Annotated in this window: 9 protein-coding genes; all 9 read left to right on the top strand. The window is 39.0% G+C overall.

The genetic code is table 11. The annotated features are described in order from the left end of the window. Positions 1 to 73 precede the first annotated feature (73 nt). Complete coding sequence (locus tag Hs20B_RS03635; RefSeq protein ID WP_172355706.1) at positions 74 to 1600, top strand: glycosyltransferase family protein; 1527 nt, start codon at positions 74 to 76, stop codon at positions 1598 to 1600. Between the two features lie 16 nt (positions 1601 to 1616). Further along, positions 1617 to 2936 (top strand): glycosyltransferase family 8 protein, encoded by a 1320-nt coding sequence (locus tag Hs20B_RS03630; protein WP_172355704.1) that lies wholly within the window; start codon positions 1617 to 1619, stop codon positions 2934 to 2936. A 14-nt stretch (positions 2937 to 2950) separates the two neighbouring features. Then, positions 2951 to 4222, top strand: coding sequence for an XcbB/CpsF family capsular polysaccharide biosynthesis protein (locus Hs20B_RS03625; RefSeq protein ID WP_172355702.1), 1272 nt, complete (start codon positions 2951 to 2953; stop codon positions 4220 to 4222). A gap of 65 nt (positions 4223 to 4287) precedes the next feature. Continuing rightward, complete coding sequence (locus Hs20B_RS03620; RefSeq protein ID WP_172355700.1) at positions 4288 to 5610, top strand: glycosyltransferase; 1323 nt, start codon at positions 4288 to 4290, stop codon at positions 5608 to 5610. 41 nt (positions 5611 to 5651) lie between these two features. Then, positions 5652 to 5798, top strand: a complete 147-nt coding sequence (locus tag Hs20B_RS03615; RefSeq protein ID WP_172355698.1) for a hypothetical protein — start codon at positions 5652 to 5654, stop codon at positions 5796 to 5798. 125 nt (positions 5799 to 5923) lie between these two features. Further along, positions 5924 to 7231 (top strand): capsular polysaccharide synthesis protein, encoded by a 1308-nt coding sequence (locus tag Hs20B_RS03610; protein WP_172355696.1) that lies wholly within the window; start codon positions 5924 to 5926, stop codon positions 7229 to 7231. 51 nt (positions 7232 to 7282) lie between these two features. After that, positions 7283 to 8584 carry a glycosyltransferase gene (locus Hs20B_RS03605; protein ID WP_172355694.1) on the top strand — a complete coding sequence of 434 codons (1302 nt, stop codon included), beginning with the start codon at positions 7283 to 7285 and terminating at the stop codon, positions 8582 to 8584. After that, positions 8585 to 10390 carry a hypothetical protein gene (locus Hs20B_RS03600; protein WP_172355692.1) on the top strand — a complete coding sequence of 602 codons (1806 nt, stop codon included), beginning with the start codon at positions 8585 to 8587 and terminating at the stop codon, positions 10388 to 10390. It abuts the gene before it with no gap. Positions 10391 to 10677: 287 nt separating this feature from the next. Next, a complete protein-coding gene (locus tag Hs20B_RS03595; protein ID WP_172355690.1) occupies positions 10678 to 12486 on the top strand; it encodes a glycosyltransferase family protein in 1809 nt (602 codons plus the stop codon). Positions 12487 to 12529: the final 43 nt, after the last annotated feature.

Raw genomic sequence — 12529 nt, 5'->3', positions numbered from 1 at the left:
GTGTTTTTTGGTATAATAGATAGATAATATAGTTTAAGATAGCATTATAGTAAAAAAATGGGGAATAAAGAAAATGATAAAAAAAGAACTCCTAACAAGTACTATCTGGGCATATGGTAGGCCTTTTGCAAGAACTTTTTCAGAAAATGTCAGGTTCACAGCAGATGGCAAGATTGAAAATAGTACAAGTTCAAATCTTTCTTTTTGGACGATAGCAGATGAAGCGTTATTGATATATGATAATAATCATCAACTAAAAATGACACTGGTTGAAACGACACCAGGTCGTTTTGAAGGAAAAATGGGTATCAATCCCAGATTTTTGAAAGTGAATAATTTAAAGCATGCAGCGAGGCTAGATGAGATGTTGTTGGATGAGCAGGTAGAAAATGACAGCCTAAGATCTGAGAGAAAAACAGCCCACGCTATCATACAAAAGCTGAATTTCAAAATGACAAAACTCAGTGAGGGAAAGGTAAAAGTAGCCTTTTTACTCCATAAGTATGGCAGCGTTGTTGCCATGCGAGATTTGATGCTACGATTGCAAGTAGATGAACGGTTTGAGCTGAAAGTTTACACGGTGCCATGGGTGATTCCAAATGGTGCAAACATCTTACCAAAATTAAACGACGAACTCAAGGCGGCAGGCATTGCATTTGAGACTGGAGAGCCTGATGAACTGGCTCAGAGCTTGAAAACATTCTTACCGCACTTTATCTTTCGACAAGATCCATGGGAAGATGGCTGGCACAAGGTCTTTAGTGCACCAAGTCTGTCATATGCCAAGCTAAACAGTATTTTTTATACGGTTATTGATAACTTTATTTCTGATGATACGGCACAATGGATGGATCCAGCAACAAATACGAGCCCTTATTATCTTTACGGAAACGTGATCTATGGGACTCTGTCACAAAACGAAAAAGATAACTATGAGAAAGCTGGACGCCAAGACATTGCTGATAAGTATCATGATGTTGGCAATATTAAAGCAGTCTCTATTGCACAAACTGAGGCATATTGGCCTGAGGAAATGCGTGATTTCAAGAAAAAAATTGTTATTGTTGCGCATTTTACAATCGAGGATAAGGGCTTGCAGTTTGGTGTTTTGGGACAATTTTTTGATAAATACCTTGCCTTGATTGAGAAATATCCTGATTATGCCTTTATACTGAATCCGCATCCCGAGTTTCAAACACATAATCCTCAAAAATATAGAGAATTTGTTCAAAAATGGGAAGCCTTACCTAATGCAAGAGTTGTTGCTGACCGAGGGATGCATGCGCTTGTCAAGGCGGCTGACTTGGTTATTGCAGACGGTGTTTCTATCTTATATGAGTCTCAGATACTGCGTACGCCGATTGTTTGGCTGGAGCGTGAGGGTCATAAAAAACTGAGTCAAGATGGTGAGGCACTCATGGATGGTGTCCATAGACTCACTCAGTTTGATAGGCTTGAAGCTGAAATGCAGGAAATATTGACAAATGGCGATACATTACTAGAAAACCAGATCGCAAATACTGCGAAATGGTTACACCAAGCGCAACCTGAAAAACAAATTGTAGAAGAACTATTTTCTGATGTTTTTGAGACGTTGTAAACGATAAAGGAAAAGCATGCGAGAAGAACTTAATGTCGTCATCTGTGGCGATGACCATTTTTTTGATGAAGCACCGGCATTTTTTGTCAATTTTTGTGACCTTCACTCAGAGTTTGACGTTAGATTTTTTGCATTTTGTGATGCTTTATCTACAAAACATCAAACGCAGTTATCAGCGATTGCAGAGCGCTATGGGCAAACGTTTAACTACGTCAAAATATCAGAAAATGAATTTGACTTTTTGAAGGACTATGATGCGGGTGCTGACAGATGGCCAAAACAGGCCTATTACTACATGCTTGCAGGAAAATATCTGCCTGAGTCAGTTGATCGTGCTGTTTATTTTGACTTAGATGTGCTTTTTGTAGGTCAGATTATGAGCTTCTATCACGCTGACTTTGATGGTAATTATTTTATCGGAAAGCGCGATATTATTTTCAAGGAACAGGCGACTATCACTCCGTCAGAGCTGCGGCGGGGGCTCCTTATCAATACAGGCGTTCTGATGTTGAACGTGGCAGCTTTGCGAGCAAATCATATCGATGGACAATATATGCAGGACTTTGTTGCAAAGTCAGCGCAGCTACCACCAGTTAAAGTTTTTAGAAATACGGTGAGTTTTTTTGCAGATCAGGGATTGCTAGCATTTACCTTTTTAGAACATATCAAAGTCATAACGGATAATCGCATTTCTCATGGTTTGTATGAAGAAAAAGCGCCAATCATACATTTAGTCGGTGCCTTGAAGGCAGTCTTTCAAAGTGATTTAAGCCATGTTCTGACGGGTGATTATCCAGATTTGATCTATCAACGGGCGCAATATGAACTTAAGGCGCAGATGTTACTTGGAGTATTAACTTCTGACGAGGTTTACCAGTACTTTGATGCAAAACTAGTGCGTGCGAGCAAGTACAGCAATTTTAACCTGCTACCTAATTTTGTGAGTCGTAAAAATATCATGAAGCATGTCAAATCTCTTTTTTTGGATAGCAATCGTATCCAAGAAAGTGAAGAAAAACAAATAGCACGGCTGAACTATCGTTTTTCCAAACAATTCATGGCAAGAAAAACTCAGGGAGATTATCAAGTTAAGCTCGTGATTCAGTCATCGCTTACGATTGAGAACCTTGGTATGATTGGGTTTAGTAATAATAGTAGTAAACTTACCCGATTAACATCTGGTCCAGTTGCAAGTCAGGAGCCAACGACTTTTACGGCGACGATAAACTTTGCCTCAAAAAATTACGATGGTATTGGCTTTTCATCATATGGTGTGCCAATCGGGTCTGTCATTGATTTGATAGATATTTCGATAGAGAAGTTGACAGATAGCTAACAGGGAGGAGAGTTATGTCAGAGATAGAATTTTTCGAGAAATTTGAAAATGATCGTGGAGATATGACAACGTTTCATAGGCAAAAAAGCGTTACTAATTATCACAAAATCAAGGATTATGCCAATCAAGGCTATACAGTAGATGGATATAACACGGATACTGGTGAGTACCGCTTTGTCAAGTTGACAAATCTTGACTTTGGATTTGGACATGTTGGTAAGTTACAGTACCGGATAACGCAGCCCAAAACACCTTCGACAAGTTTTAAGAACAAGCTAGTTGTTGTTTTTCCGCCCTTTCTTATTTATGATGTCAATGCGCGTGGTCGCATGTTTGGCAGAGAAGAAATTTTTCGAGACTTAAAAAAGCATCTGCCAAGAAATACCTACATCCTAGAAATAGCAGATACCAATCTGATCTCAGGGTCATTTTTCATGAATACAGAAAATTATCCGGACTATATCTCAGATGTTCAAAACTTAATTAAAAAAACTTATCAGGATTTGAAGATTGATAAAGCGCGTGTTCTGCTTATGGGGTCAAGTCGTGGCGGGTTTGGGGCAGTTTTACATGCACTTGCAGGGGATTATTATGCCGTCGCACATGAACCGGCTCTGACGGTTGCTTATTTGCACAATAGAGACTATAGTCTCTTGCGAGATCAGATTCCGACGTCATTTGGTGAGGTGTTAGAGCCGTTTATGCGCAGTGATAGTAAAGATGCAAAAATTACGATTATGTCGTCGTCAGATAGCCAAGCCTTTTGGCCGCATTACCAAGTCATTTGGGATAAACGTGTGCAGTTGATTGATTTGGCTATAGCATTTGATACTACGAATGGTGTCAGTAAGCATATAGCGTTGGTGGAACATGGAGGCGTGCCCTATTTCTTAGCAAATATAATTAAGACTCTGGAGTCAATGGATGCTAGTTATGTTGAGCTGAATCAATCTGTTTTAAATCCAGTAAGGTTTGATGTCAAAATGCCTTTGTCAACACGCTATTTTACATTTGCAAAAGTGGGGGATAGTTTAGAGATAGCATTGACTCAGGTAAGCGAGAAGCCACGTGAAGCCTCGTTTTTACCAATGATACCGTTTGTTGGACAGGAAACTTATGAGATTGATCTTGAGATAATTGAGACGCAGGTGATTGAGTTTTATCTAACAAACCAAGTCAAAGTCGGTGAACGTATCCCCTTTGAAGTGGTCAAACAAGACGGAGACGTCATCACGAAAAAAGCGACTTTTAAGCCTATGTCAGACTGGTTTTTGGTTGGCATATAGACGACAAACTTTGATCTGGGGGAAAAAGCTGTCATCAAACGTTTTAACATTACAAGGATAAGTAAATGATTGAGAAAAAACAAATTAATCTCATTGGGAAAGGTGACAGTGGCTATTTTAGTCAAGCACCGACTTTTCTGACCAATTTTTTTGAGCTTCATAAGGCGTATGACATCACTTTTTATGCCTTTTCTGATTATATTTCAGATGAGTACTTGGCAGATATGCAGAAGATTGCAGCACATTATGGTCAAAAAGTTGTTTATACTCAGATAGATCAAGAAGAATTTGCCTACCTCAAAGATTATGATGTATCAGAGATGTTTTCAATCTGGCCGATTCAGGTTTATTATCCTTTGTTGGCTGGAAAATATCTGCCTGATACGGTAGATCGAGCCATGAGTTTTGACTTTGACATCACTTTTTTTGATGATATTTCAGATGTTTATTTTGAAGCGTTTGAAGATAACTATATCATCGGGGCAAGTGAAGTACCAGGGCGTACGGACAGTCATATTTCTCATGATCTCATGCGGCGCGGGAAACTGATCAATGGTGGTGCTATTATCTTGAATGTTGCAAAAATGCGTTCTGACGGGATTGACGATGCTTACTATCATCAGTTTGTTGATAAGGCGGCTCAACTTGACAAATTTTATTTTGCAGGTCATATGGTGTCGTTTTATTCTGAGCAAGGTCTTGAAGCCTATGCATTTGCAAATCAAATCAAAGTCTTACAAGACGACCGTATTTTATTGATGTTTAGTCTGCCAGAACGCCATAATCAGTCGCCTATTGTCCATCTTCTTGCGCCGGAGTATCGCTCGCACAAGGCAGAATTACAGGATGTGTTAGCATCACCTGATGCCAAATACATCTATAATTATCAACGTTATAAGCTGATGAGTCAGATGATTTTAGAAAATCTGAGTGCCGAAGACGTGTTTGAAAAGTTTGACACAGCTATTTTAAAAGGCATAGAACATCCAGATTTTATTTTGGCACCGCAATGGTATCAGAGATTCTGGCAACGTGTCAGCTCAGACTACTTGACAGCCTATGTGGCAAAGGATATCTCTGATATTGGCAGGCTGAACTTTAGATTTTCAGATCAATTTCAAAAAAAGTCGTCAGAGTACCAAGTTAGTCTGACGGTGGAGGCGAATGGAACGATTGCAGATTTTGGGCTAGTTGCTTTTTATAAAACAGGAAAAGCACAGCGTGCTCAAAGAATGGATTCAAAAACAGTTGAGAAAGGAATCGTGACAACCCTCAAAGCTAAATTGAACTTTGCACAGCATGATTATGTTGGCGTTGGCTTTTCAAACTATACAGTGCCACTAGGCACACGGATAGATATTATCGACTTGACATTGGAGAGGCTGTAACAGAATATTTTCAGAAGGAAAAAGCAGCCTATCAAGTGCAGATGACTGTTAGATTATCTGAACCAACAGAAAGTTTTGGTTTTATCGCTTTTGAGGGATTGACACCGAAACCACTGACACGTCAGCCTGTCAAAAAAGATGCCCCAATACAGGTAACCGCAACCATCGACTTCATCAGCGTAACTTGACAGGTATTGGCTTTACATCCAACGGTTTGACGGCTGGGACAATTGTTGATATCATTGACATTGCGATAAAAAAAGCGGAATACTCGTTGCCTTGCTGGCATTGTTTATAGGAGAGAAAATGGAAAATGAAGACTGATTTTGGACTCGAGGTAAGCGCACGGATTTATCACATTGTGATGGGTGATAGGGACATCACAGAGATAGATGCCACAAATCCGATCGACAAAGTCGCGTGGAATCTGTCACACAACGCCCTTAGATCAGATAAACAAAGTTACTTGCTGATGATTGAAAAAGGATGCGTAACGGATGCGCATCAAACCAAGATTGATCGTGACTGGTTAGTCTTACTTGCGATAAAAAAGATTCAAAGATTTGCAAAAACTCAAGTCAAACAATGGCTAACCCCCTTGATAACTGCGAATTATCAGAGTTATACAGGGGATGGCTTGACTGCGCTATGGATAGAACGTTGGGCCTATGAGTTTGGCGTGATTGATGACTTTCCGCTACACAGAAACCTCAATCAAGCGATTGATCTCAGCCTGCTTGATCAGCTATATTGGACGCAATATAATAATTATTCAGGACTATTGATGTGGTTTTTTAACCATTTAGACGGCATCAAAAAACGGGCGTTTGAGATTAAACAGCGCAATATAACTGATCAGGCAAAAAAAGAAACAAGTTTTCCGATTTGGAGTTTTTGGGCTCAAGGTATCTCACAAGCGCCTGATTTGGTAAAAAAAGTCGTGTATCTCAACCAGATAAAAGCAGATGAACGTAATCAAGCTTATCGTGTTCTAGATAACCAGACAATTTGCGACTATCTTGATATGCCAGAAGGCGTTAGAAACTATCAAAACAATCAAAATATATCACCAACTCACTTTTCAGAGTGGCTCAGATTGGCGCTTGTGGTGAAGTATGGAGGGTGCTGGATTGATGCAACTGTGGCAGTTACAGATAGGGGATTTGACCTGCTTCAATCAATTGAAAGTAAAAAAGAAAGTGATTTTTTCATATCAGACAATAGACCAAGTTTTTTTAACGCCTATCTATTTATGAGTCAGCCCAATCATCACTTACTGCTTTTGATGCAGGCTTGCTTAGAGATTTATATGTCTGAGTTTGACGATTTTAGTCATTATTTCATGATTGATCAATTATTTTATATCATGACACGTTTCACAGATGATTCAGAAATACAGCGGTTAATGGCAACGGAACAAAAGGTTGAAAAACTTCAGAAATCCTATATCAAACATATCACGAAAGGCTATCCCTTGCAGGGATATAGACAAACCTTCAAGCATATGTCTGATAATTGTTTTAATAAATTATCATATAAATATGATGACGTCGGATCGGGCACATTTCTTGCATCTGTTATACAGCAAATAGACTACGAGATTGGGCAATATCAAGCTTAATCAGATATAAGCGCGCATTAAAATTTTTTTAGAATGGAACTAACAAAAAACATGGCAAAACAAAAAATAAATCTAATCGGTCGTGGGAATAGCCCGCATTTTGCAATGGCACCAACATTTTTGGTCAACTTCTTTGAGTTGCACAAGGATTTTGATGTGACTTTTTATGCCTTCTCTGATTTTATCGATGAGGCTTATCTCAAAGATATCGAGAAAGTAACGAAACGTTACGGCCAAAACTATGTCTATATCCAAATTGATGCGCATGAACTTGATTTTCTTAAAAATGGGAAAGCCATGCTTAAATGGTGGCCGATTCAAGTTTATCACCCATTTTTAGCTGGTAAATACATGCCTGAAACAGTTGATCGGGCCATGTATTTTGACTTTGATATTCTCTTTTTTGGGGATATTTCAGATGTTTATTTTGAAGATTTTGAAGATAATTTCTTCATAGGGATCAGTGAAGATCAAGAAAGAAAAGACCATCATCTTTCAGAGGACGATTTGCGCCGTGGTTATCTGATTAACAACGGGATTATCATTTTGAATGTTGCAAAATTGCGGGAAAACCATGTGGACGGCAACTATCTGAAACCCTTTGTCGAAGAACTGTATGCGAAACCAGCAGTTGAGTTTGCTGGGCTAGATGTGGCATTTGTAGCTGATCAAGGACTCATTCCTTATATTTTCCATGAACAAATCAAGATTTTGAAAACGGCTGATGTGCTACATATGGTACATATGCCTGAGAAAAATCAGGCGAAAATCGTGCATTTATTGGACCGTGCGTATCAGTCTCACAAAGCGCAGTTGCAGGACATCTTTACTGCGCCAGATTTTGAGTATATCTACACCTATCAACGTTATAAAATCAAGGCTAAAATGATCACAGATGATTTAAAAGCAGGACAGGTTTTTGATATATTTGACAAGGCGCTCACCAAAGGCATTGATAGCATTGACTTTATTTTGACACCACAAAGCTATAACATCACACATTGGCGGAGACTGGATAGTGCGTATTTGACGAGTTATCGTTTGCTACGGACCAATGGTATTGGTCGGCTTAATTTCCGTTTTTCCAATCATTTTAAAAAAGAAACAGGGACTTATCGTGTGACAATGACGGTCAAGGCGTCAAATGACGTCAAAGGTTTTGGGTTAGTTGGGCATACAACAAGTGCGAAAGTCAAGAGAATGGCATCTGTCGATATGATAAAAGATGAACCAGTCAGCTTGACAGCTGAAGTAGATGTTGTTTCAGATTATTCGGGATTTGGCATTTCATCTTATAATGTTCCGAAAGATACGGTTATTGATATCATAGCGCTTAGAATTGAGAAAGTCTAAATGTCAGAACAAGAACAGACATACGTTGATAAAGCGCGATTAACCACCTCTATCTGGCGCTATGGCAGACCACAGGGGAGAAAGCTAGCTGATGGCGTCCGATTTTTACCGGATGGTCGTGTTGTAGGTGGTTTGTCTAATCACAAAAAATGGTTGTTAGAAAATAACCGATTGATTATCAAAAATGGCGATGGCAATACAGTTGCACAACTCGCAAATACAGAACAAGATAGATTTGAAGGTCGGGTTAAGGGCAATTTACGGTATTACAAACGTGTCACGACTGAAATAGATAGTGCTATACTAACCGAAAATATCTGGTTATATGGACGTCCCAGAAGACAAGGGGCCCTCAAAACAGGCATCATTTTTAATGTAGATGGCAGTATCACGAATGGCCTCTGGAATCAAAAAAGTTGGCGTATTTTCGGGAAAACGTTACAAATTTTGGATGGTAGTGATGATGTTGCGGCGACATTAACTAAAACATCCGACAGTAGATTTGAAGGCAGGGCTAGTGGTCGTCCTAGAATTTTTAAGATTGCAAATGTGTCATATCGCAATCATATCAATAATGTCATTAGCACACTTGAAAACGATATACAAGTGCGACAACATCAAATCAGAAGTCTGAATCATCAGATGACAAAGCTTACAAATGGCAAGATTAAAATTGTCTTTTTAATCAACAAATACGGCTCAACGACTGCCACAACTAGACTGATCAGATATTTGCAGTCCGATGAACGATTTGATGCGAGAGTTTATATCGTTGATCTGACTCGTGCTGACGCAAGAGGTGTACGTCAGAAGATTGCAGCAGAGCTTGAAAGTCAAAAAATTAGCTATCAGAATATCTCCAATACAGAGGCTTCACTTGAAATGTCTGATTTTTTGCCACATTATATCCTGCGCCAAGATCCGTGGGATGCTGACTGGGACGGGCGTTTTGGGACAAAATCCATCTCATATGCGTATCTCTTGATGGTCTACTATACCGTTATTGATGACTTTATAGCAGGTGATTACTTACTTGATTATGCAAATAATGCTTATTTTCAGGAATCAAGCTATATTTTTAATAGTCTGACTGAAAATAACCGTGCTTATCTGACACGAATTGGTCAAGAAAAGTTGATTGAAAAATATCATGCTATTGGTAATCTAAAGGCGATTGAAATTTATGAAACCAAAGGCTATTGGCCAGAAAAATTGCAAGATTATGGTAAAAAAATTCTCATTGTTGCCCATCATGCGATAACTAGTAGTTGGCTAAATTTTGGTTTGTTGGCTGATATGGCACAGACCTATTACGACTTGGCAAAAAATCATCCCAACTTCTCTTTTGTCTTCAATCCGCATCCCTTGATGCGAGAAAGGGCAGCAAGGTTATTGTCAGATTTTGAAAAACGTTGGGCTGAACTGCCTAATACAGCCATTGTTGATGATATTGGGATGTATGCCTTAATCAAAGCGTCTGATCTCGTCATTGCTGAGGGTGTTTCAGTTTTATATGAAGCGCAAATTCTCAGAAAACCTATTATCTGGTTAGAAAAAGCTAATCACATGCCCTTGTCAGAAGACGGTGAAGCCTTGATGAGTGGTGTACATCGTTTGAAAGACTACTCATTTGAAGCCATTGACAAACAACTTACGACTATTATAGAAAATGGCGACGAACTAGCTCCGCAACAATCTCGAAATGTTGCACCTTGGCTATCAGAACCCCATCCTGAAGAAAAAATTGCAGATTGCCTGTATGAGGGGATATTTGGTGAAAATACTGCCCCATCAAGTGAAAAATAGCGTTTTGAGTGATGTTGCAAGACGGTAAACTTTTGATAGACCAGATTAGTAGACAGAAAAAGACAAGCTTAAAAACTTGTTTTTGCTACAATAGAAAAGAGATAGATAAAGAAAAGAGGCAGTAAGATGGCAAAATTTAATCGGATTCACTAGTCGTCATGGACTCGGTTGGTATCGGTTTTTCATCGTATTCATTAGCCTTGGAACGCAGATTGATGTAATTGATATATCGATAGAAAAAGTTTGAGTTAGCACAAAAATAGGTGAGCATGACAGGGGAGAAAATCATGGATAAAAAAATGTTACTGACGCATATTTGGATATATGGTCGGCCACATGGTAAAGTATATAATAAAAATGTGATTTTTCTGCCAGATGGCAGTATCAAAAATGCTCAGGAACACCACGTTAAGTGGGAAATAAAAGGCGGTAAACTGATCATCCAAAATGATGAGGGCAAAGTGATCTCAACCATGTTCCCAACAGATGATGGGCGATTTGAAGGGGAAGTGAACGGGCTATTACGATTTTATAAACGATCAGATAGTCGGATCAACCAAGAAATATTGTCAAAAAATCTTTGGACTTTAGGGATTCCGAGAGTACATAGTCTTGCCTATGGTCTATATTTTAGCGCAGACGGTACCATTATAAATGACCTTTCCCATTTTGCCTATTATAGAATTAACAGCGATAGATTAACGATTTATAATCAAAAATGGGGGATTGAGCATCAACTTGATTATTTGTCTGATGAAAGGCTCGAAGGTGTTCATGGTAAGCATAAACGCAGACGTTTTATCAAGATTGATAATCCGGCAGCTGCGATTGCTTCACATGATAAGATACAAGCTCTTGATACTCAAGTCGCTGAGACGCTTGCTTTGCTCAAATCATCAAATGAGGAGACAACAAGAGAAAATCATTTGAAAATAAAAGTTGCGATTTTGTTGTTTAAGTATGGGACGGCGTCGCATTTTATTCGCCTTGTTAGATTACTCGAGCAAGACCAACGATTTGAGGTTCGCATTTTCATTCAGCCGAATCGGGCATCGAACGGTGAGTATCTTAATAATGAATTGCTAGAAGAACTTGATGCTGCAAATCTTGCATATACAGCTGGTACACTATCAGAAGTTGAAAAACAGTTGAAACACTTTCTACCGCATTATGTTTTTCGGCAAGATCCGTGGGAAAGTAACTGGGCGACTGAATTTCAGACAGGATCACTTCAATGGACGAATTTAGCCAATATTTATTACACAGTGATTGACCATTTTATCGCTGGAGCTCTTTTGATAAACTATGCGGTGCAGCCGTATTTTCAAGAATCAAAGTATATTTTTGGGACGATTTTTGATGAGACCAGAGATTATTTGCTTTCAATCGGGCAAGGAAAACTACTTGATAAGTATCAAGATACGGGTAACTTAAAAGCGATTGCTATTTCAAAAACAGTAGCATTTTGGCCCGAACAGTTTGTAAAGTATAAAAAAAATATTTTGTTCGTTAGTCACTTCTCACTTGGAAAAGATTTTTTGAAATTTGGGCTGTTTGATGAGGTAGCTGAGCACTATCGGGCACTTGCAAAAAAATATCCGGAGTATTCCTTTGTCTGGAATCCACATCCTGAGTTCAAAGCGAGACACGGCCAACTTTTTTCAGATTTTGAAGATAGGATTTCTGAGCTTGATAATCTGATGATTGTTTCTGATCGAGGGATGCACGCATTGATTGCTGCTGCGGATGTTGTGATTGCTGATGGTGTATCCGTATTATACGAAGCGCAGATTCTTCAAAAGCCAATCATCTGGTTAGAACGTGCGGATCACAAACCACTATCAAAAGAAGGTGAGGCCTTGATGAGTGGTGTGCATCGTTTGAAAGACTATTCATTTGAAGCCATTGACAAACAACTTACGACTATTATAGAAAATGGCGACGAACTAGCTCCGCAACAATCTCGAAATGTTGCACCTTGGCTATCAGAACCTCATCCTGAAGAAAAAATAGCGGATTGTCTATATGAAGGAATATTTGATGGAAATACTAGCCATCAAGTGAAAAATAGCGATTTGAGTGATGTTACAAGATAGTAGACTTTTGCTAGACTAGATTAGCAGACAGAAAAAGACAAGC

The sequence above is a fragment of the Pseudolactococcus insecticola genome, from assembly GCF_011170065.1.
In the GTDB taxonomy this organism is placed as follows: domain Bacteria; phylum Bacillota; class Bacilli; order Lactobacillales; family Streptococcaceae; genus Pseudolactococcus; species Pseudolactococcus insecticola.
The sequence above is the reverse complement of the archived record's forward strand: the minus strand, read 5'-3'. Positions and strand labels throughout refer to the sequence as shown.

Bases quoted from the DNA above. Each gene is read 5' to 3' on its own strand.
- Hs20B_RS03635 (WP_172355706.1), top strand. From the start codon at position 74: ATGATAAAAAAAGAACTCCTAACAAGTACTATCTGGGCATATGGTAGG.
- Hs20B_RS03630 (WP_172355704.1), top strand. From the start codon at position 1,617: ATGCGAGAAGAACTTAATGTCGTCATCTGTGGCGATGACCATTTTTTT.
- Hs20B_RS03625 (WP_172355702.1), top strand. From the start codon at position 2,951: ATGTCAGAGATAGAATTTTTCGAGAAATTTGAAAATGATCGTGGAGAT.
- Hs20B_RS03620 (WP_172355700.1), top strand. From the start codon at position 4,288: ATGATTGAGAAAAAACAAATTAATCTCATTGGGAAAGGTGACAGTGGC.
- Hs20B_RS03615 (WP_172355698.1), top strand. From the start codon at position 5,652: ATGACTGTTAGATTATCTGAACCAACAGAAAGTTTTGGTTTTATCGCT.
- Hs20B_RS03610 (WP_172355696.1), top strand. From the start codon at position 5,924: ATGAAGACTGATTTTGGACTCGAGGTAAGCGCACGGATTTATCACATT.
- Hs20B_RS03605 (WP_172355694.1), top strand. From the start codon at position 7,283: ATGGCAAAACAAAAAATAAATCTAATCGGTCGTGGGAATAGCCCGCAT.
- Hs20B_RS03600 (WP_172355692.1), top strand. From the start codon at position 8,585: ATGTCAGAACAAGAACAGACATACGTTGATAAAGCGCGATTAACCACC.
- Hs20B_RS03595 (WP_172355690.1), top strand. From the start codon at position 10,678: ATGGATAAAAAAATGTTACTGACGCATATTTGGATATATGGTCGGCCA.